Annotated in this window: 23 protein-coding genes; 9 read left to right on the top strand and 14 right to left on the bottom strand. The window is 49.7% G+C overall.

Annotated features, from left to right (window positions below; translation table 11 throughout):
* The first annotated feature begins 621 nt into the window (after positions 1 to 621).
* Both K9N21_20305 and K9N21_20310 read left to right on the top strand, forming a co-directional pair.
* Entirely contained in the window at positions 622 to 1,419 is a 798-nt protein-coding gene (locus K9N21_20305) for a hypothetical protein (protein ID MCF8146256.1), read from the top strand.
* Between the two features lie 5 nt (positions 1,420 to 1,424).
* Positions 1,425 to 2,789 (top strand): terpene cyclase/mutase family protein, encoded by a 1,365-nt coding sequence (locus tag K9N21_20310; protein ID MCF8146257.1) that lies wholly within the window; start codon positions 1,425 to 1,427, stop codon positions 2,787 to 2,789.
* Here K9N21_20310 and K9N21_20315 read toward each other — a convergent pair.
* The 4 genes from K9N21_20315 to K9N21_20330 form a co-directional block, all read right to left on the bottom strand.
* Positions 2,772 to 3,566: a hypothetical protein gene (locus K9N21_20315; protein ID MCF8146258.1), complete on the bottom strand. Its 795-nt coding sequence runs from the start codon at positions 3,564 to 3,566 to the stop codon at positions 2,772 to 2,774. The two genes, K9N21_20310 and K9N21_20315, sit on opposite strands and share 18 nt — an antisense overlap.
* Before the next feature lie 343 nt (positions 3,567 to 3,909).
* On the bottom strand, positions 3,910 to 4,677 hold the full coding sequence (locus K9N21_20320; protein MCF8146259.1) for an ImmA/IrrE family metallo-endopeptidase: 768 nt from the start codon (positions 4,675 to 4,677) through the stop codon (positions 3,910 to 3,912).
* A complete protein-coding gene (locus tag K9N21_20325; protein ID MCF8146260.1) occupies positions 4,670 to 5,065 on the bottom strand; it encodes a hypothetical protein in 396 nt (131 codons plus the stop codon). Before K9N21_20325 ends, K9N21_20320 begins: the two co-directional genes overlap by 8 nt.
* A 56-nt stretch (positions 5,066 to 5,121) precedes the next feature.
* Positions 5,122 to 5,745: a hypothetical protein gene (locus K9N21_20330; GenBank protein ID MCF8146261.1), complete on the bottom strand. Its 624-nt coding sequence runs from the start codon at positions 5,743 to 5,745 to the stop codon at positions 5,122 to 5,124.
* Between the two features lie 756 nt (positions 5,746 to 6,501).
* Between K9N21_20330 and K9N21_20335 the strand changes: the two genes are divergently transcribed.
* On the top strand, positions 6,502 to 6,780 hold the full coding sequence (locus K9N21_20335; protein ID MCF8146262.1) for a hypothetical protein: 279 nt from the start codon (positions 6,502 to 6,504) through the stop codon (positions 6,778 to 6,780).
* A gap of 175 nt (positions 6,781 to 6,955) precedes the next feature.
* Here the strand turns inward: K9N21_20335 and K9N21_20340 are convergent, their stop codons facing one another.
* The 6 genes from K9N21_20340 to K9N21_20365 all read right to left on the bottom strand — a co-directional run bounded on the left by K9N21_20340 (position 6,956) and on the right by K9N21_20365 (position 10,647).
* Positions 6,956 to 7,147 carry a hypothetical protein gene (locus K9N21_20340; protein ID MCF8146263.1) on the bottom strand — a complete coding sequence of 64 codons (192 nt, stop codon included), beginning with the start codon at positions 7,145 to 7,147 and terminating at the stop codon, positions 6,956 to 6,958.
* A 277-nt stretch (positions 7,148 to 7,424) separates the two neighbouring features.
* Positions 7,425 to 7,832, bottom strand: a complete 408-nt coding sequence (locus tag K9N21_20345; protein MCF8146264.1) for a type II toxin-antitoxin system MqsA family antitoxin — start codon at positions 7,830 to 7,832, stop codon at positions 7,425 to 7,427.
* A gap of 1 nt (position 7,833) precedes the next feature.
* Positions 7,834 to 7,899: a hypothetical protein gene (locus tag K9N21_20350; GenBank protein MCF8146265.1), complete on the bottom strand. Its 66-nt coding sequence runs from the start codon at positions 7,897 to 7,899 to the stop codon at positions 7,834 to 7,836.
* A gap of 281 nt (positions 7,900 to 8,180) precedes the next feature.
* Complete coding sequence (locus tag K9N21_20355; GenBank protein MCF8146266.1) at positions 8,181 to 9,326, bottom strand: AAA family ATPase; 1,146 nt, start codon at positions 9,324 to 9,326, stop codon at positions 8,181 to 8,183.
* Positions 9,327 to 9,925: 599 nt separating this feature from the next.
* Positions 9,926 to 10,372, bottom strand: a complete 447-nt coding sequence (locus K9N21_20360) for a putative toxin-antitoxin system toxin component, PIN family (protein MCF8146267.1) — start codon at positions 10,370 to 10,372, stop codon at positions 9,926 to 9,928.
* Complete coding sequence (locus K9N21_20365) at positions 10,369 to 10,647, bottom strand: hypothetical protein (GenBank protein ID MCF8146268.1); 279 nt, start codon at positions 10,645 to 10,647, stop codon at positions 10,369 to 10,371. The genes K9N21_20360 and K9N21_20365 overlap by 4 nt, the downstream gene beginning before the upstream one ends.
* A gap of 246 nt (positions 10,648 to 10,893) precedes the next feature.
* On the opposite strand from K9N21_20365, the gene K9N21_20370 reads away from it, so the two are divergent.
* From K9N21_20370 to K9N21_20385, 4 genes are all read left to right on the top strand, one after another.
* Positions 10,894 to 11,283, top strand: coding sequence for a type II toxin-antitoxin system VapC family toxin (locus tag K9N21_20370; protein MCF8146269.1), 390 nt, complete (start codon positions 10,894 to 10,896; stop codon positions 11,281 to 11,283).
* A 7-nt stretch (positions 11,284 to 11,290) separates the two neighbouring features.
* Positions 11,291 to 11,533: a type II toxin-antitoxin system Phd/YefM family antitoxin gene (locus K9N21_20375; protein ID MCF8146270.1), complete on the top strand. Its 243-nt coding sequence runs from the start codon at positions 11,291 to 11,293 to the stop codon at positions 11,531 to 11,533.
* 865 nt (positions 11,534 to 12,398) lie between these two features.
* A complete protein-coding gene (locus tag K9N21_20380) occupies positions 12,399 to 12,593 on the top strand; it encodes a type II toxin-antitoxin system VapB family antitoxin (protein ID MCF8146271.1) in 195 nt (64 codons plus the stop codon).
* Positions 12,590 to 12,988: a PIN domain nuclease gene (locus K9N21_20385; GenBank protein ID MCF8146272.1), complete on the top strand. Its 399-nt coding sequence runs from the start codon at positions 12,590 to 12,592 to the stop codon at positions 12,986 to 12,988. The genes K9N21_20380 and K9N21_20385 overlap by 4 nt, the downstream gene beginning before the upstream one ends.
* A gap of 158 nt (positions 12,989 to 13,146) precedes the next feature.
* Here the strand turns inward: K9N21_20385 and K9N21_20390 are convergent, their stop codons facing one another.
* A complete protein-coding gene (locus tag K9N21_20390) occupies positions 13,147 to 14,301 on the bottom strand; it encodes an aminotransferase class I/II-fold pyridoxal phosphate-dependent enzyme (GenBank protein ID MCF8146273.1) in 1,155 nt (384 codons plus the stop codon).
* A gap of 52 nt (positions 14,302 to 14,353) precedes the next feature.
* On the opposite strand from K9N21_20390, the gene K9N21_20395 reads away from it, so the two are divergent.
* Positions 14,354 to 14,566: a hypothetical protein gene (locus K9N21_20395; GenBank protein ID MCF8146274.1), complete on the top strand. Its 213-nt coding sequence runs from the start codon at positions 14,354 to 14,356 to the stop codon at positions 14,564 to 14,566.
* An 86-nt stretch (positions 14,567 to 14,652) separates the two neighbouring features.
* Here K9N21_20395 and K9N21_20400 read toward each other — a convergent pair whose 3' ends face one another.
* From K9N21_20400 to K9N21_20410, 3 genes are read right to left on the bottom strand one after another with little or no spacing between them, the layout of a single operon-like run.
* The gene (locus tag K9N21_20400) at positions 14,653 to 15,093 is read right to left on the bottom strand and encodes a hypothetical protein (protein MCF8146275.1); all 441 of its coding nucleotides are present in this window, start codon (positions 15,091 to 15,093) and stop codon (positions 14,653 to 14,655) included.
* Complete coding sequence (locus tag K9N21_20405; protein MCF8146276.1) at positions 15,090 to 15,419, bottom strand: hypothetical protein; 330 nt, start codon at positions 15,417 to 15,419, stop codon at positions 15,090 to 15,092. The genes K9N21_20400 and K9N21_20405 overlap by 4 nt, the downstream gene beginning before the upstream one ends.
* The gene (locus K9N21_20410; GenBank protein MCF8146277.1) at positions 15,416 to 16,009 is read right to left on the bottom strand and encodes a sigma-70 family RNA polymerase sigma factor; all 594 of its coding nucleotides are present in this window, start codon (positions 16,007 to 16,009) and stop codon (positions 15,416 to 15,418) included. The genes K9N21_20405 and K9N21_20410 overlap by 4 nt, the downstream gene beginning before the upstream one ends.
* Before the next feature lie 660 nt (positions 16,010 to 16,669).
* Between K9N21_20410 and K9N21_20415 the strand changes: the two genes are divergently transcribed.
* Positions 16,670 to 18,790 (top strand): glutamine--tRNA ligase/YqeY domain fusion protein, encoded by a 2,121-nt coding sequence (locus K9N21_20415; GenBank protein MCF8146278.1) that lies wholly within the window; start codon positions 16,670 to 16,672, stop codon positions 18,788 to 18,790.
* The last annotated feature ends 204 nt before the right edge of the window (positions 18,791 to 18,994 follow it).

The following is an 18,994-nucleotide window of genomic DNA, read 5'->3' on the forward strand; positions in this document are numbered from 1 at the left end:
AAAAAAATTATATCGAAACCCAAAGGGAAATGCAAGAGAAAAGTCGCCCCGAGGTCATTTTTTTAGGCCATTTCTCGGTCGGCAGCTAATGAGTCAGACTCGCGCCAGAGCCGCATAGTAAGTCCGACAGGCTGCTAGGGAAAACTTATTAATTTAAAATTTTTCGATAAATAGTGTCGTCAGGAATTGAATTTCGCATAGCAGTGAAAAGGATACGCAACTCGCTTTTTGTGGTGCCAAAATGATCGCGAATTTCTTGATTCGAATCAAGATCGAAGGTTTCACGGGGAGCGGTATAGGAAGGGAGCGCAGCCGGTATTAATGCCGGCTTTTTTATTTTTGTAACCACCTTGATATATGAAACAGCATCTTCTGCGTGGAGAGGTTATTGATGATTTGGTGCATACCCTCTGTCACGGAAGATGACTTTAGCTGGGCATAGTGGCGACACCAAGGGATATCCTAATTAATCTTCCATTGAAGTTTTATATTGAATAGGGTTGAAACAGGCTTTTTGTTATGCCAATCACAACTTATTTAAATTAGCCTGATATTTAGTATATGAAATAAATCTGAATTTACTCCAAACTGGCATTTGACTCGATTAGCTTTGGGATGAAGATGCTACAGCCTATTAGCGAAAAGAAAAAGAGCGAACATCTAAGAAACATCTTTATCACTAAGCGGTGGTATGAGAAAGAGGAAGAGTTCAAATGTGCTGCAAAATATAGTGAATCCTTCGAATCCTTAAGGGCATTTTTGGACTATTTAAAGCATCATGAAATCACTATCGGCGCTATCACTAACGAAAAAACTAAAGTCCCCGCTTCTTTCAGTGACATCCTGTTAGCAGGTTTTCCGTTCACGGCAGACAACAGCTATTTAGAATACTTACATAAGGCTTTAACTCTATACACTCCGGTATTCTTTATCAAACATAAGGGTATCCCCTGTGACCTGATTGTGCTTCCTAAAGAATGGGATACAGCACAGAAAATAGGTTTCAGTTGTTTCTTCAGAGAAAGCAAAATACAGCAATTCAGGAATGAAAATTTAACTTGGAGTGATTCGGATTTCGAATGCCCCAGGCTCAAACAGCTCTCTGAAGAAATACAGGGAGAATTTGCGAATGAGGGTAAGCCTTGTGAAAACGCACCAAGATACTACGGCAAGGACCTCATTAATGCTATCGCTGCCCTATACAATAATGATACGTTTGAAAGGATCCGCATTTCTAGAATTGTTCCGATCACGACCTTTAGTTCCTTCTTTGACGCTATCTTATGGATGTACTGTATTGGGGAGGAAATTTTTAGCGCAAAAATTGAAGAAACCCGAGCCAAATCGCGAAATAACATGCAGCTCTTTGCAGACCTTTATTCCTATTTACAAGCGTCGGCAACAAAACAGGAGGGGTAAGAGACATGCTATATAGCTCAGCTGCTGAAATCCTTGAGCTTTACCAGAATCCTAATGTGCGGAAGATTTTCAGTCCCAGCTTCTACAAAAAAGACAGAAAAGAACAGGAAGAATTGATCAAAGGGGTTCCTCAATTCGCGAAAAAAGGTGTCAACATCGATACTATACTTGACACCTCACGCAATTACTATTTTTTCTCGGTTGACTTTCTTTCAAATGAGCTGGCAGACCATGTACATAACCGTGTTATAACGAAACAGGATGAGGATGGTGGCTTCCCACTTGTAGATAGAGATTACCTCTTGGAGATACGGGGAAAAGAGTTCGAGGAAGCTATTGATAATTATTTAAAGAGCTATAAAGATACATTCAATAAAGTTTATCAAAGGGATGTGCAGGATTTCAAACAGGTTTTGGTCCCCACATACTGGACTAATTATATAGTACTTCTGCTGCTAAGCAAATGGAAAACCTGTGTAGAGCAAGATAGCCATCCTTCGATTTCCTATCCGTTGGACAAGATAGTGTCAGCTATCAAGAAGGGTAAAGAATGGCTTGAGGACAATTCGCTAGATTCAGGTTTTCCTTTTTCGCACAAAAGCATATCTAATACTCCGAATACTTATGACACATGCATGGCGCTCATTGCTCTTAATTATACCACTAGCTATGACAATGACATTCAAGACGGTGGCTTCTCCGGTAAAGAGCACTTAGAGGCTCTATTGCGGACGGATATTAGGAATGCAAACGGAAGCTGGAAGAAAGAGCCAGGCATTGATAAAGAAGACACTGGTGCGACTGCCTATGCTACACAAACTCTGTTGAAATATTACCGCAGAGAGAACGATGACAAAGAAAGAGACAGGTACCTGCCTTTTATAGAGAATGGCGTAAAATGGCTAATTGACAATCAACGCAAAAAGGAAGATGGCGGCTGGGGTGAATTTGGTCAACAACAAAGCCAAGAGTCATTTGTCGAAAAAACATGTTATGCTCTAATGGCACTAGCGAAATACCAAACCACTTTTTTTAAATATTCAGTAACTGAAGAGCCTATTGATGCTGGGTTATCCTTTCTCAATGAGAGAAAGAGGCCTTACAAACCCTATTCTATTGGTTTTGTCTGGCCGAACGATTATGAAATGGGCAAGGCTCCGGAAGAATGGAAAGATAGCCTTAAGAATTCGTCATTAGCAATTTCTGCCATGTTAAGATGTGGTGTTAAGGGGCATGATGTCGTAGTTCAAAAAGGCATTATCGGCACTTCTAGGTTTTATGAAAAAACACATGAAGAGAATAGCAACGCTTGGTACAACCCCATTTACTATTTTTGTATGTTAGCCGATTTTTTAAAAAGAGTGCAATGAATCCATATAGCTTGACAATTCTGGAAAGTCACTTATAGCCCTTGATTTATCGTTGTAGTATATGAATAAGCGATCCTGCTGGCTGCGATCCTCACCAAGAAATCCTTCCATAAATTGCAGATCCCCCGTTACATGTCTTAATCTATCGTATGATTTTCTATCGTACTCTTTCAGGTCTGTATTACCATCTAACAGAGAACTTACTTCCTTACTTATCTTCCGTACTCTTTTCAGCGTTGAATTGAGAATTTCTCCGGCAAATTCTTTTTCCAATACTCTAGACTTGATATCACTCAGCATCTTAGATACAGCTTCTTTCGTTGGCGGCAGGTCACGTTTTCTAAACCGTCTTTTTTTGATAGTATGTGAAATGTTCTTACTTATTGATCCGCCAAACCAGCCTACGATGAATGTTAGGACCAGGCTAATAAGCTTTTTGAATTCTTTACCAAAAGACACAGTCCTGGTTTCATCAATAATTATTTTCCATCTATTTCTTCCAATTCTTTCCTTTTGAAGCGATATATTTCTGCTCGGGGTGGTATCTATATGAAGATCCACCTTTTTCCAGTTGATTTTAAATTTCCCTTCCTTGTCCGTTCTCAATATCTCCATGGGATTTTTTTCTTTACCGGCGTACACTTCGATCTCGGCATTTGTAACAGGAACATTTCCAGACATTACCTTCCCTTCGATTGCTGCATCCTGACCGTATGACTGATTTGACAATAGGAAGATGCTGAGACCTGTAAGAACACTGGCCAATTGTCTTTGCATATCACTCCTCCCTAAATGCCCCCAACAAACTTTTTTCTGGAAAGGCATGCCTAAAGCTAACTTTGGGCAAAAGAATTATCCGAAGGCGTCACGTTTTACCTCGCCCTATTCATCCTGTAATCAGAATGATGCTTTGCCTTTGGCGTCATTCAATGTATTCAGTTTCTTTTGAAACAGTATAACTCCCGGCCCTCTGACTTTACAACATTTTCCGTCGCGCTAATAGACATATGCAGGCTTTACAAATAGGATGTTGTTGTGTTTCTACTGCTCAGATCAATAAACAGCGGTTCGTTATGAAAATAGCAGAACGGAAACCCTATCTTGGCCCTCAGGACCTTTGCTACGGCTTTATCCAGAGAAGGGAGAGGACAAAGCCATAGTGCGGTGATGCAATTGAATGCTCGACGATTTCATCAAGGCCACGGGGTGCAACCCAGGCATGAGCGTCTACCTCAACCGGTTCAGTCTCCATCTCTTTACCCGCAAAAAAATCGTAGGCCAGGGTTCCCTTGTCGAGTTCCTTGCCTCTTTTGATGTACGGCCACCAATCCGGGCTCTTGTAGAACCATTTGATTTTGCCGTTGGCTGAATGGACAACAGCGCACTTCTCAGGGCATAATCTCACAAACTTTATCGCTGTTGCAGTCAGTGATGCCCTGAAATCCTTGGCTATCTTCTTTACAGGTTCGAAGCTGATATTTCCGATATCACACCGCTCATGGACCAGCTTCGCAGGCAAAATCAGCTCGCTCGCAAAGAAATTGGCCTGGGTCTCCTGGCTTTCCTGATGCCAGTTCATCATATCTGCGTCGCTGCAAACCCTCTGTATAGATTCGATATGATCCATAAGGAGATGCCCTAATTCGTGGGCAATGCTGAATCTTTTCCTTTCCGGACTGTCAGACGGGGAAATCCTGATGGTTGCCCGGCTGCCTGCCTTTACAATGCTTGCTGCTGCCCCGGTGAGTTTTTCCTCAACAACTGCTGCCCTTTTGGCAAAGGCGATATCCCTGACTCTGATATGCCCTGGCAGGCATATCCCGAATTCATCTACGACACCCGAAGCAAGGCGCTCAGCTTCAACCAGCTTGTAATGAATGTCATTCACTTCCGCCGTCGTCTTCCATGGCGCTCCGGCGTGCCATTTCAAGGTCTTCCAGAATGGAGACCATTTCGTCGGTTCCGATGTTTTCCAAATCCCTATATGCAAAGCCGAAGTCAGGTTCGCTCAATTCTCTAATCCTTTCAATCAGTTGATCCCTTGTCCAATTACTGAATTTCCCGATGAACTCATGACCTTTCTCTGCCAGCTTGAGCCTCTTTTCCATGGCAGTATCCAAAACTGACCTTTTCGCCGCCATGGATATGCTCAGCCGTGCCCTCTTCAGCCGGGCTAATGCAGCATCTACATCAATTCCCTGATCCCTCATATCCGCCTTTATCTCTTCAGCAGACATTCCTTCGCTCATGCCTAGGGCGTCGGTGAGGGCATCCATGGTCCGCAGATATTTTTCCTTGTCTATGCTCATTCTTCCTGCCTTTCCTTGGAAGACTATTTCTTTTTCGGATTGTAATTTTCAAGCTTGCGCCGCAGCCTTCTAAGAAGATTGTTGACCTTTTTTATGTCAAATCCTGTCTCCTCTGCAATCTCACGGGGCTTGCTTACTCCGTCTTCTATGCATAATATAACAATGCCCAAACCCTCGTCTTCATCTGAAAGGCTATCCAGCAACTTCTTAAAGGCCTGCAGGTTCTCATCCTCTATTAGCTCCTCTTCTGGGGTCTTAGGCTCAGCTCCCTCTGTTTCACGGGCTGATTTCAGGATTTTTTCTTCTTTTGGCGTGCCATCTTCGTGAAAAAGCGATTCCCCCGGGAAGTCCGCCTCATGCTCGGCCTTGTGGCTGGTTGTGCTTCGCACAATGCCAATAAGGAAATCCGCGAGATCCGGGCATGTCTCTTTGTTCCAGTTCCTGAAATTTCCCCTTGTTCCAATGCCATACGCGCATGCAACCGCTTCATGCACAAGCGCTTCAGGGTCAACCTCATCACCAAGCCAGCTGAATTTTTTGGCTCTTGATACAGCATACCTCAACACCTTTGGGAAAACCACCTCCCAATCCGCCTTATCAAGCTCCTCACGGATGGAAGTATCATATTTTGGGGAAGGATGGTTCATAACCTCAGCCTTGCTGCTTGCTGCCTGATTATTGCCTTTTATTGTCCTATGCCGGTAAAGTCCAATAATTCGCCATTATTTCTAACCGTAGGAACTGCGGTGGCTGTTCCGGCCGGTTCTGTCTGGCCTTCTTCTAAACACCCGCTGGCAGTCTTTTCTGAATCTTTGGCAAAAAACAGAAAATCGTCGGCAGTACCTTTCATGAGCAAGAATGGGGCAACAAGGTTAGTACATCAAATCCATTAGAAAGGAGGTGATAACATGTCAACACCGCACGCGCCATATTACTACAAAGAGGGACACGATACCTATCATTGGGAATCTTCATGCTCCAAGAACCATTATCCTGCTCCAGGCTGGAAAAGAACCGATTCCCGGCCTGCGAAAGAGCAGTGCAACGAATGCAAGAGCAAGTAGGCTTGCCATGCGCTGAACGAAAACGATATTTGTTGCCCCTTCTTAAACCTTCAAAACGAGGAGATTGAAAAATGGCAAAATCCAAAGTGACCCGGCCCAAAGCTGCCCGCAACGCTTCGAAATCCCTTCGAAGCAGGAATAGCGGTGCGAAAACAAAGGCTGCTGCCGGAAGCGCTCTGTCTCAGAGCAAATCCCCGAAAAAGATCACCTCTAAGAGGGCAGCGAGTGCCGCATCATCGGTCCTCCGGGATGGCAGGACTGCAAAAAAGTCAAAGTCAGCAGCCGGAAGCGCGCTTTCTCAGAGGCCGTCCAAAAACAAGAAGAAATAAGGAGCTAATAATGCCAAACAATCTGTTTATTTCTTATGACCTTCATTCGCCTGGGCAAAATTACGAAGAGGTTGCCGACGCCATCAAGAAGCTCGGAAACTGGGCCAAGGTGCAATACTCGCTGTGGTACGTCAAGTCGCATTTATCCGCCTCTGACGCTGGGGAAAAAGTCTGGGCAGTCATGGACAGCAATGACTCTCTGATTGTGATAGATGTGACAGACAACTTTGCATCCTGGTACAACCTCAGCCCGGAAGTTTCAGAATTCATGAAAAGTCACTGGAATTAGCAGGTTAAGCCAGCTAATAGCCTCCACAGCTGGAAACATTAACCAGCGGGTTCTGGCACAATGTGTATTCAGTAGGGCAGCAGATTTCTGGAACAGAAAGGTCATTGCCAGCCAATGCGTTTCTTTCTGGCTTGATTCTTGTTGAAAAGGCAAGTTCCAGAGCTAACCTGGCCCGTCAAAGCTTAGGCACCTCTTTCCCTGCTTCTGACTCCTCAAGCTGTTTCTCCTGGATTACGGTTTCGTGGGCGCGGTTAAAGAGCTTTGTAGCCCGCTCAAACGTGATGCTCCCCTGCCCTATTTTGAGGCATAGCCCCACCCTCAGCGCATGCAGCAGCTGAATATCATCATCCCCCTGGTATTTCGCCACAAGCGCATCCCATTCAGCCCAGGTTTTCTTGTCTTTGCAGTAATTCCTTGGCTCTTCTGCAAAAGAACACGTGGTGAAATAGGGTCAGGTCTGCTGTTGACTCTTGTTTATCGTATCTTGCTTTCTCATGGTCCCCGTTGACAACATTGATGGATTAGCCAGTCGTCATAACATTGTGTCCCGGAGTTGACATGAAAATTAGTTCGGCTGATTCCCAATAAGGTTTTCGCTCCTATGCTCGCCCGCTAAGCCTTTGCGTCCTGCATCCCTTGGCCCCTCATCTTGCACCAGATCTGATTTCATCAAGCAAATGAGGATGTTTGTCCAACAGCTTAAAAAGGTTGGTCACCGATGAGAGGGGCCTGGCCTTGCCCCGCTCATAGCGTGAAAATGCATTGGGTCCCCCCCCTGTAAGGACCGCGGCTTCCTGCTGCGTGAGCCCCAGCTTCCTACGTATCCTTGCAAGCTCAGCCGCCTCCATTTCATCGCGTTCCCTGGCGAATTGTTTAATGGCATCAGCGAAGCGAACGCCTTCACCCTCGTCGAATTCGACTTCGCCGCAATTCTGACAGTGCCATCCAGCGATGTTGGATACAACGGTATGGTGTCCTCTATAGGCGTAAGGGACATCGCGCACGGTATGGATCATCTGCCTTTTCCCGCAATTCAGGCATTCGCCCCTCATCTCATTTCTCCTTGAATTGGATCACAATCGCCCCGTCCTGGCGCAACGTAACCTTGACATAAGCGATTCCGACAGGCGTTTCAGGATGGTAGACATCGGATAAAAATTAACCTTATAGGGTAATTTAGTCAAGCTGATTCTGCCAGATCAGGCGATAATTTCACACCTCGCGAGGCACAAGGTTCATGGCTGGTGGCTCATCGCTTATAGATGAAGGGTCAATGGTCAAAGGTGAAAGCCCAAAGGCGTGTGGGTCAGGGCTCGCGGGCAATTGAAAGGCATCTTATTGAAACGCATCGTAATATCAAAGGAAATCGGTTCAGGCATTAGGGTCTCGGTCTCTCCTCCTCATGCCTGGCCAAAAAAGAGGTTGGCCGCATCCGTGAAAAAATCGGTGAGCCGGATAAAGCGTATCTTGTCCTCATAATAGGTCTCATCTCCGGCGTACAATAGGAACGCCCTGGCATCAGGGTATTCCTTGAGGAACGCCTTGAGGCCGGCAACATCTCCCTCCCTGACGCGACTTGCGCCGGTCACCTCAATGGCAAAGAAGGCCTTTTCTCCGTAAAGGATGAAGTCTACCTCGGCGTTATGCCCGGATCTCCAGTAGCGGATCGAATACCTTTTTCTGAGGTAGGCGTTCAAGGCGATCAGTTCCTGGAGGACCAGGGTTTCCAGGGCAGGCCCTATGGTTTCTCCATGGGCTTCTAATGGTCCGACAGGTCGCAACGCTCTGAAAAGGCCCGCATCGAAGAAATAGAACTTCGGGTGGGCCTGGGTCTTCCTCTTGGCCCGCTTTTGAAACACCGGAATACGGTACCCGATATGGAGGTCATCGAGGATTTCAAAATATCCCTCAACCGTCTTGCGGGGAACTGCACAATCCCTCGCCACAGTGGATACATTCAGTATGGAACCCTGGGAAAAGCTGGCGCTTTCCAAAAAGCGCGTGAAGGAGCCGATATTGCGTATGAGGCCTTCCTGCGAGATCTCTTCCTGCAAATAGACCTGAACATAGCTGTCAAGGAAATCCCTGGCGTCTTCCGCGGTATAAGCCAACGGAATGAGGCCATGATCCAAGGCCCTGCTCAAGTCAAAATCATTCTTCAGCTCTGCCGCTGTCAAAGGATACATCCTGAGGGTCAAAGCTCTCCCTCCCAGCAGGTTAACGCCCCCCCGGCGAAGCTTCCGATTGCTCGAACCCGTCAGGATGAAACGCAATCCTCTTTTTTCGATAAGGCGATGGATTTCATCCAGTAAGGGAGGAATCTTCTGGATTTCGTCAATAACGACCCAGTCCTGGAAACCATCCTGTATCATCCTTTCCAGCCGGTCAGGCTGCGCGGTCAGGCTATTAAAGGTGGATGCCTTCAGGAGATCCACAAACAGGGCCGAAGGGAACTGGTGCTGCACCCAAGTGGATTTTCCTGTTGACCGCGGTCCAAACAGGAAGAAAGAGGTGCTATCCGGGTATGATAGAATTCTGGTGTACATGTCGCCATTTTATACAAAAAAATGGCGGTGTCAATGCCATTATTCTTTGATCAGTTGAAATCGCTCTAATGTCAACATGTTGTATTCAAAAATGGAAATAGTAGGGAGGGATGTTGAACCGTCCTACTTCAGCGTTCAGTCCTCGTCTCTCCCGGCGATCCATTGGGTCAAATAGACATCTTCACCGCAAGTCGCTAAGGCCGCAAAGGAATCTGGCTTTATCGTTTGTGGCAGAGACAACCACAAACGACAATCCGCATGCCTCCGGCAGGGGACAGACACTCACGTCCTCAGCGGACGTTGCGCCTTGAAGGACCACGCCGAAGCGTGGGGGTGGGCGGTTACCGAAAGAGGTTACCCTGTGGAGTTACTGGAATCAGGGGGTGATGATTTTGACCGGGGCAAGGGGGCCGGGAAAAGAACCATGGTCCCTCAGCATTATCCGGGAAGGCGCCAAGATGTAAAACAATCAAGAACAAACCCGATGGGTGTGTCAGGAAAAACTGAGACAAAAGGGATAAGAAACTGAACGACGCCCCCAAGATCTTCAGATTTCATCCCCTATTGGAAAGTCACTGCAAATCGATCTTGCAGCCTTTTCAGTCCGGCGTGCAGGAGGGAACAGCATCAGCATCTCTTCTTGCAACAAACTGGTCTATAAACTGCTTGGGCGATACGATCATGCATCCCATCCTGGCCTTCTCAGGATAATGCTTGAGATTGCCGGTGATCAAGGGAACCCCTTCGGTCAGGGCGGTTTCAAGAAAGGGGATGTCGCCTGGGTCAGGGATGTCATGGGCCACGACGCACGACAACGTATAATAGGAATTTCTGACCAGATACTCGATCACATTTTCGCGTTCGGATTTCCCGAAATATCGGAGGAAATACTCTCTGCGAAGGACGTCCGTATATTCGCTCAGAATTCTATCATCGACAACAAGTTGTAATGCACCGGATCTCAATAGATCGACAATCTTCCCGGGTGGGCCGGAGGGATTCAGCATGCCGGAAATCAACACGTTGGTATCGAGGACGATCTTCATTTTAGGCCACGATCCCTTCGGCTCTTGATAATTTCATCCTCAATGACGCCCGGACCCGGTGGGCTTGGAACCGCCTTTTTTCGTGCCTCCATAACTGCTGCGGAGAACAAGGCCCGCCGTATCTCAGCAAGGGATCCTTCCACGTTTTCCGGCGGAATTCCAATCAGCAGAGCAAATGGCTGACCGTCCTTTGTCAGGATCAATTCCCGTTCCTTTGCCAGGCGTTCCCGTAATGAACGGGTCTTTTTAAGATCTTTCACTGCCAGATAGTTCATGATTATCTCCTTTTGATCATATAATTATATTATTTTATAGGGCATACTTTTGGAAATGTAAACAGGAAATCTTAGCAGGGAGCTGCCGCGGTGAAAAAATACCAACAACGGGTTCATGGGGGAGGCGCTAAGAACCTGAAGTTGTTTATGTTTCGCGGGAAACCTCTTTTCAATCCTGATATCGGAATTCCAGGAGCGCCGGCGTTCCGCTTGACAAATTGAATTTTAACACGTACAATTGTACCCATGAAAATAATCGCCGACACAAATACATTTATAGCCGTTGCCTTAAACGAGCCGGAAAAGGTCAAAATAATTCAACTTACTGAAGGACATGAATTGATTGCGCCTGATGTTTTACCGTTTGAAATTGGGAACGCCCTAACGGCAATGATGAAAAAAGGCACCTTGAAAAAAGAGGAGGTTGCATCGGCGTGGGAGATTGTTCAACAAATACCGGTTGATCTGAGGCCTACTGATATAAAATCGGCCTTGAGTCTTGCCATTAAATTTAACCTTTATGCATACGATGCATATTTTTTGAAATGCGCTGAAAACCTCCATAGCCCACTACTTACGCTTGACCATGGAATGCAAAGAGTAGCTCGGGAGATGGGCATCACGATTTTGGAGTAAATTAATCATGAAAGTCTATACTTATTCTGAAGCAAGACAGCGTCTTGCGGAGGTTCTTAATATTGCCAGAAATGAGGAGGTCGTTATCAAAAGGAGAGGCGGTGAAACCTTTTCTATCGTTTATCGGAAAAGCAAAAAGTCACCGTTTGATGTTCCAGGAATTAAGACCAAAGCAACCACAAAAGATATTGTTGCGGCGGTCAGGGAATCCAGGGAGCGGTTTGCCGAATCGGGTAGCCAGGGATTTTAGCCCCCCAGCCCGCCAAGTGTAAGAATGTCCTGATCCTTCCCGCTTCAACTGTAACCATCCCAGCCCTTAAGGGATTCCGATGGATGTAGCAGGAAAGCCTCAGTAAATACGTATCGTTTTCAACAGGCATGCTTTTGGAAAGGTTGGCGATAATTTGTTCGCAGGAGGACATGTTAGTTATTGTTCATCAATGTGAAGACATATCAATGTGATACTGATCCGCCATTTCTCCGATCACATCCAAAAAAAAGACACTCCATCCGGGTATGATATAATTCTGGTGTACATGTCGCCATTTTATATAAAAAAATGGCGGTATCAATGCCATTATTCTTTGATCAGTTGAAATCGCTTTAATTCTAACAGGTTGTCCTGTTAGTGGCTGTGTGTGAGAAGTCCGGATGGTGACTGTTGGCCGGATGGGGAAGGTTGCTTTTTACAGTCAAGGGGATGGAATCGCTTCAGGCAGGATACTCGCTGAACCGGAAAGTAGAAATAGGTATCGGGGAACGATGCAGGGCAAATAACCACTTCTCAGGCCCTCGCCTTCATTAATTTGGACTGACTGGGTACAAATGCCCCCTCAAGTATTCTTAAACCAGTCGCCATCTACTTCCACGCTTTCGACCATCTCGGCCCTTATGCCGAGGCGAAGCTCCTTGAGTTTGTTTGCCAGTTGATCTCCATCCATGAGATCAATGAGAATTCCGGGTCAGATCTTGTTTTGTGAATTAGACAGCAACGCCTGATCACTCTTATCGCTCAAAGGGCAGGAGTCTGGAAGCGACATCGCTATTTTACGTTGACGAGGGCATGGTGTGTATGCAAAATAGAAACTATACACATCACTTCCATGGAGGCCCCCATGAGAACCAATATTGTTATAGATGACGATCTGATGAATGAAGCGATGGTGCTCAGCAGGCTTCAGACCAAGAAGTCGGTCGTTGAAACCGGTTTGAGGCTGTTGATCCAGATCAAGAAGCAGGAGCGGATCAGGGATCTGCGCGGCAAATTGAAATGGGACGGTGACCTTGATGCCATGAGGTCCGATCAATGATCCTGGTCGACTCATCCGTCTGGATCGACTATTTCAACGGTGAATCCACATGGCAGACGGATCTGCTGAATGCCTATCTCTCAGCCATTCCCATCGTCATGGGCGATCTGATTTTGACAGAGGTCCTCCAGGGATTCAGGTCTGATAAGGACTTTGACACGGCAAAGACCTTTTTAGATGCCCTCCCGTTTCGTAAAATGGGGGGCTATCAGGTAGCCGTACAAAGCGCCCTAAACTACAGGAAGCTTCGAAAGATGGGGATTACCGTGCGGAAGACAATGGATGTCATTATCGCGACGTTTTGCATCATCGAGGGATTGACATTGCTCCATGATGATCGTGATTTTGAGCCCATCGCATCCCGGTTTCCTTTAAGTACTTGTAAGCCCGAATGAGCCGGCCGCTGCCGGTCCTCTAAAGAATCGTCCTCTGCTCATGGATGATAGCTGATGCCGCATGGGCAGTTGTGGGGGATAATGGCGCAACTGATTGGGGTGGCCCTGTATGAAGATTTTCGGTCGAAGGGAGTCGCTTTCGACCCCCCGGGGGCATGCTAGGAAAGGGCCTGATCGAAATCCGCGATCATGTCCTCTGTGGATTCGAGCCCCACGGACAGGCGGATCAGGCTGTCGGAGATCCCGAGGGCCTTCCGGTCCTCGGGCGCCATTCCGGCATGGGAGGTGGCGGCCGGACGGGTGATGAGGGCCTCCACCCCGCCGAGGCTCGGTGCACAGATGGGGAGGGTGACCCGCTCTATGAACTGCTCCGCGGCCTCCAGCCCGCCCCTGATCTCAAAGCTCATCATCCCGCCGAAGCCTTCAAACAGATCTGATGCACGGGCATGCCCCGGGTGCGTATCGAGCCCTGGGTAATTGACCATCTCAACGGATGGATGGGCCTGAAGGAACCGGGCGATCGCAAGGGCGCTCTCGTTCTGATACTGCATCCTCACGGCCAGGGTCTTCATCCCGCGATGGAGGAGGAAGCAGGCATGGGGGTCCAGGGAGCCGCCCAAGTGGGCCAGTTTGTGGGCGATCCGTTCGATCATGCTGGAAGGGCCGATCACTGCGCCGGCCACGATGTCCGAATGCCCGTTTAAGTACTTGGAGCAGCTGTGGAGGGAGAGATCAAACCCCCAGTCCAGGGGCCTGAAATTGACCGGGCTGGCAAAGGTGTTGTCAATCAGGGACACGATCCCCGATGCCTTGGCAAACCGCACCACCGCCTTCAGGTCCGCCACCTGGAGGAGGGGGTTGGTCATGGTCTCCACATAGATGGCCCTGGTGGTGGGCCTCAGTTTGGACTGCCAGGAGTCCGGGTCATTCCCATCGATGAAATCGAATGAGATCCCGAGCAAAGGAAGGTCGGTGGTGATGAAATCGTGGGTCCCGCCATAGAGGCAGTCTTGGGCCAGGAGGTGATCCCCCGATGACAGAATGGTGAGGAGCGTTGTGGAGATGGCGGCCATGCCGCTGGCGGTTACCAGCCCGGCCTCTCCGTTTTCGCAGGCGGCCAGCTTCTGATGGAGGGCCACGTGATTCGGGGTGTTGTTGAGGCGGATGTACTTGAGATCAAAGTAGCCGGGTTCGCCAAGGGCCTCGAAGGTGGATGACTGGAACACCGGGAGGCTGACGGCCCCGCAGATGCGCGGGTCGGGCTCGCCGGCATGGATGAGTTTGGTCTCGAGATGCCTGTAGGTTCGGGTCATGGGGTGCTCCTTCCGAATGGCGCATGATTGAAAATTCGAAAGCCTCTCCTTTATGGATTCCCTCCCCCTCGATGCAATAAAGCTCAGCCTCGGGGTCCGGGTCTATCCGAATACCCCGCTGGCGCACAGGGCCATTGAAGAGGGCCGGATCGCTCAAACAAGCGATCTCCTGTTTCCCCGGTTTTATATGGCAGAGGGGCTCTATCCCTGGCTTCGAGAGACCATAGACGCCCTCATATCGGAGCGACCCCACTGGATCTGTTAAGCAGAACAAAACGCCTGCAGGTGACCATTGGGGATATCAAAGCCTGCGCCAGGGATGTCGTAGATCTGGTTGCCGCTGAGGAAGTATTACTCGACGCCCTTCCGGGGGTCTTCAACGGGCGGGGAGGAAGACCGCTTTTCTTGCTTTTCTTGAAAGCGTTTTTCAAGTTTTTCATTGAGTTCATCGAACTTTAGTTTCTGTTCTTCATCCAGCCTTGTTCTGATCTGGGCCTTGACCTCCTCATGAAGCGCTTTCATCTGGGGACGGTATTGGAGCTTGAGGTCAGATGCCTTCTGGTCAAAGGCCATAATAATGGGCCGGATCTCCTCCTGCTGGGCCGGCGTCAGGTCCAGGTCATGGGTGAGCCGTTCAACAATTCTTTCACCACGGGGCGGCCTGTGGTGAAACATCTTCTCTATTTTTTCCTCAAAATAGAGGCTTGCCCCCAGAATCCCGGTCAATGCGCCCACACAAAAGATAAGGGCCACGCCCGCAGCCAGCTTCAATTTGGGTCTGCTTCCTGTCATGATGCACCTAGAATCTGAAACAGGGAATCATCGAGTCCGGTCTCCAAAAACACCCTTGCCATCTCGTACTCGGAGAGGATGTCCATCCGCTGGTAGAGGACAGCGCCGAGGACCAGAAACATCGCGGCCGCCGCAGGGGCAAAGCGCCAGACACCTTCAAAGAGGGCTGTCATCCCGCGCCGGGATCTCAGCGGTCCCAGGCCCCTGACGCGGGCCATGACGCGCCTCTCCCAGGCATCGCCGATTTCAGTGTCCCCCCCTCCCTTGTAGGCGGATGACAGTGCACGTTGGACCTTCTTGAGGTCTTCCTTTTTGAGGTTCATCATTTTGCCTCCCCTTTTTTCAGGAGTCCGGAAAGAAGTTTCCGTAACAATTTCCGGGCCCTGAAGGCGCGGACTTTTACGTTTGTGATGCTCCATCCCATGAGTTCGGCGGCCTCGCTTCCGGACATCCCTTCCAGGTAGACCATCTCCATCACCATACGATCTTCTGCTGATAAACGGGCCAGGGCCCAGGCCAGGACCTCTTTGGCCTCCTCCTGCCGGGCCTTTTCATCGACAGAGGCGGTTGATTCCGACGATATGACGGCCTCCAGCCATTCACTGTGCCTTTCGGACAAGGAACTCATGGGCGACTCCTGGGTGCGATATCCCTTTCTCCAATAATCACAGCACGTCCTGACGGCAATTACGGACAGCCATTTTTTGAAATGGCTTTCGGGATCGAATCCGGGCAGAGACCGGTAGGCCCTTATAAACACCTCCTGGGCGATGTCCTCGATGTCTTTTCCAGGAATCCGCCGCTTGATGATTTTGAGAGCATGGTCTTTATACCGATCCAGCAGGAGAGCAAAGGCATTTGTCTCTCCCTGAAGAATACGCCGTACGATTTCCGAGTCTTTGGGTGGATTCACCATTCCCTCTATATCCCATCACGGATCGTGACGTCAATAGTCCCATCTTTTTCAGGCTATTACGCGGGGAAAGCCATCGGCTGTTCATCTCAAAACAGCTGGAATTGCGCCCATATGATACAACAATTCGCCCCATTTGTATCTGTCTGTTCAGAAAAGGCCTTTCCATGCGACGTCTCTACTCCTTAAATGACCTTGCGGGCCGTCTTTTAAAACCTCGATGTCAGGGCTTCATGACCGCTGCTCAATGCCCTTTCACATACCGAACGCCCGGGTTTGTCTATTACATCGCAGGCTTTTAGAAAAAGTTACGATTTTCCCGCACATTAACCGGTCCCGAGAAGCGGGATGGCTCGTCCCCCAAACAGGCGTTGACCCTGTACCCGCCAGGGCCTTTGCCGGACCCGGGAGGAGTCTTCCCCGGGGTCTTCCAGGTGAAATGAGGACTCCTTGGGATTGTTGGACCCGTAAACACTTGCACCGGCAACCCTTGAACCCAGCCGCCCATGTAGAAATTGCTTGACCCATATCAAAAAGAATTGTTCTAATGAAAAATTAGGCATTGCCGTATCGATTGAATCTCTGACTCAAAAAAGACCGCCTATTCCGACGCAACCGATTGTGAACCGCACATTGTGTGAGATAAAGAAAGAAAAGAGGAAGATGACCATGCACAATCCCGAATCTGCACCATCCCTGGACTTTATCCGATCTATCATTACAGAAGACGTGAAGGCGAATAAGAACGGCGGAAGGGTCCATACCCGGTTCCCGCCCGAGCCCAACGGCTATCTCCATATCGGGCATGCCAAATCCATCTGCCTCAATTTCGGTGTCGCAAAGGAGTTCGGGGGCCTCTGTAATCTTCGGTTTGACGATACCAATCCAACCAAAGAAGAGGAAGAATATGTGATGTCCATCAAAGAGGACGTCCGGTGGCTCGGGTTTGACTGGGAAGACCGCCTCTATTATGCATCAGATTATTTCGACCAGCTCTATGAATATGCGCTTCAGCTCATCAGGAACGGCAAGGCCTATGTGTGCGATCTGAGCCCGGAGGAAATCCGGGCCTACCGGGGAACCCTGACCGAGCCGGGAAAGGACAGCCCCTACCGGAATCGCTCCGTTGAAGAGAACCTGGCCCTGTTCGACCGGATGCGGAGAGGCGAATTCGAGGACGGGGCCTGTGTGCTGCGGGCCAAGATCGATATGGCGGCGCCCAACCTGAACATGCGGGACCCTGTGCTCTACCGGGTGCTTCACGCCCCCCATCAACGGACAGGGACAAAATGGTGCATCTACCCGATGTACGACTTTACCCATGGGCAGTCGGATTCCATCGAGGGGATTACCCATTCCCTCTGCACCCTCGAGTTTGAAGATCACCGGCCCCTGTACGACTGGTTCATCCGGGAACTCAAGATCTTTGCGCCGCGGCAGATCGAGTTCGCACGGCTCAATCTCTCCTACACCGTCATGAGCAAACGAAAGCTCCTGGAACTGGTTCGAGGGGGGCACGTAAGCGGTTGGAACGATCCCCGTATGCCCACCCTGTCGGGCATGCGGCGACGGGGGTACACGGCCGAGGCCATCCGGGATTTCTGCGACCGGATCGGGGTTGCCAAAAAGGAAAGCATGGTGGACATCGGACTCCTGGAGCACTGCCTTCGGGAAGACCTCAACCAGCGGGCACTGCGGAGGATGGCGGTTCTCCATCCCTTGCGGGTGGTGATCGACAACTATCCGGAAGACCGGGTGGAGTACCTCGATGCCGAAAACAACCCGGAAGACCCGGCCATGGGATCGCGAAAGATCCCCTTTTCCAGGGTCCTTTATATCGAGCAGGAGGACTTCCGCGAAGACCCGCCCAAAAAGTACTTCCGCCTGGCCCCCGGCCAGGAGGTCCGGCTGAAACATGCCTACTATATTACCTGTGAACGCGTGGTAAAGGATGAAACCACCGGCGAGGTAATTGAACTCCGCTGTACTTATGATCCGCTAACCCGGGGGGGATGGTCTCAGGACGGCCGGCGGGTCAAGGGGACATTGCACTGGGTGTCGGCCGCCCACGCCATTGAAGCCGAGGTGCGGCTCTACGATCATCTGTTTGTCACGCCCAATCCCGCTGATCCGAAGGAAGGGGCAGATTTCATATCCCTTCTCAATCCCGGATCGCTTAAGACCCTCACCGCCGCCCAGGTAGAGCCGAGCCTGGCCGCGGCAGCGCCGGGAACGTTCTTTCAGTTCCTGAGACTGGGCTATTTTTGCGTGGATACGGTTGATTCCACTGTTTACAGACCGGTGTTCAATCGAACGGTGACCCTGCGGGATACCTGGGCCAAGATCCAGAAGACCCGGCCGGAGCAGGCTGCGCCCGAGATAGGCCCGAAGACAGGCGACCAAAAGGGAAGCAAATTGGCCGGTAAAGAACCCGATGACGCGGCGCCGGTCAGTCAGGAGATCACCATAGATGATTTTGCCAGGATTGACCTGCGCGTCGGCGTGGTGATGGAGGCCGGACTTGTTAAAGGGGCAAAAAAGCTGATACGGCTTATGGTGGACTTAGGGGAGGGACGGCTGCGGCAGGTCTTCAGCGGTATTCGTTCCACGTATGCCGATCCGGAGGTCCTGGTGGGCAAGAAGGTGGTGGTGGTTGCCAACCTGAAGCCCCGCCAGATGAGCTTCGGTCTGTCAGAGGGGATGGTCCTGGCAGGGGTCGGTGAAGACCGCCTCGGAATCGCCACTGTTGAAGGAGACCTCCTTCCGGGGGATAAGGTGATGTAGCAGAGGCGGGAAAGCCGGAGGTCAGAGGTCGGAGATCAGAGGTTGGAGATCGGAAGTCGGAGGTCAGGGATCGGAAGGCGGAGACTTGTTGCCTTTTATCAGGTTGTTGTGGGAGCGGCTTTCAACGCGATATTGCGATGTCTCGCGGCTTGGAAGCTGCTCTCACAGGGTTTACACGGAAGCTTGACAGGAGATAACCGGCAA

It is taken from the genome of Deltaproteobacteria bacterium, from assembly GCA_021737785.1.
Lineage (GTDB): Bacteria > Desulfobacterota > DSM-4660 > Desulfatiglandales > Desulfatiglandaceae > AUK324.

Coding starts and splice junctions, on each gene's coding strand:
- K9N21_20305 (MCF8146256.1), top strand. CDS start 622: ATGCTACAGCCTATTAGCGAAAAGAAAAAGAGCGAACATCTAAGAAAC.
- K9N21_20310 (MCF8146257.1), top strand. CDS start 1,425: ATGCTATATAGCTCAGCTGCTGAAATCCTTGAGCTTTACCAGAATCCT.
- K9N21_20315 (MCF8146258.1), bottom strand. CDS start 3,566: ATGCAAAGACAATTGGCCAGTGTTCTTACAGGTCTCAGCATCTTCCTA.
- K9N21_20325 (MCF8146260.1), bottom strand. CDS start 5,065: ATGGATGCCCTCACCGACGCCCTAGGCATGAGCGAAGGAATGTCTGCT.
- K9N21_20330 (MCF8146261.1), bottom strand. CDS start 5,745: ATGAACCATCCTTCCCCAAAATATGATACTTCCATCCGTGAGGAGCTT.
- K9N21_20335 (MCF8146262.1), top strand. CDS start 6,502: ATGCCAAACAATCTGTTTATTTCTTATGACCTTCATTCGCCTGGGCAA.
- K9N21_20345 (MCF8146264.1), bottom strand. CDS start 7,832: ATGAGGGGCGAATGCCTGAATTGCGGGAAAAGGCAGATGATCCATACC.
- K9N21_20355 (MCF8146266.1), bottom strand. CDS start 9,326: ATGTACACCAGAATTCTATCATACCCGGATAGCACCTCTTTCTTCCTG.
- K9N21_20360 (MCF8146267.1), bottom strand. CDS start 10,372: ATGAAGATCGTCCTCGATACCAACGTGTTGATTTCCGGCATGCTGAAT.
- K9N21_20365 (MCF8146268.1), bottom strand. CDS start 10,647: ATGAACTATCTGGCAGTGAAAGATCTTAAAAAGACCCGTTCATTACGG.
- K9N21_20370 (MCF8146269.1), top strand. CDS start 10,894: ATGAAAATAATCGCCGACACAAATACATTTATAGCCGTTGCCTTAAAC.
- K9N21_20375 (MCF8146270.1), top strand. CDS start 11,291: ATGAAAGTCTATACTTATTCTGAAGCAAGACAGCGTCTTGCGGAGGTT.
- K9N21_20380 (MCF8146271.1), top strand. CDS start 12,399: ATGAGAACCAATATTGTTATAGATGACGATCTGATGAATGAAGCGATG.
- K9N21_20385 (MCF8146272.1), top strand. CDS start 12,590: ATGATCCTGGTCGACTCATCCGTCTGGATCGACTATTTCAACGGTGAA.
- K9N21_20390 (MCF8146273.1), bottom strand. CDS start 14,301: ATGACCCGAACCTACAGGCATCTCGAGACCAAACTCATCCATGCCGGC.
- K9N21_20395 (MCF8146274.1), top strand. CDS start 14,354: ATGGATTCCCTCCCCCTCGATGCAATAAAGCTCAGCCTCGGGGTCCGG.
- K9N21_20400 (MCF8146275.1), bottom strand. CDS start 15,093: ATGACAGGAAGCAGACCCAAATTGAAGCTGGCTGCGGGCGTGGCCCTT.
- K9N21_20405 (MCF8146276.1), bottom strand. CDS start 15,419: ATGATGAACCTCAAAAAGGAAGACCTCAAGAAGGTCCAACGTGCACTG.
- K9N21_20410 (MCF8146277.1), bottom strand. CDS start 16,009: ATGGTGAATCCACCCAAAGACTCGGAAATCGTACGGCGTATTCTTCAG.
- K9N21_20415 (MCF8146278.1), top strand. CDS start 16,670: ATGACCATGCACAATCCCGAATCTGCACCATCCCTGGACTTTATCCGA.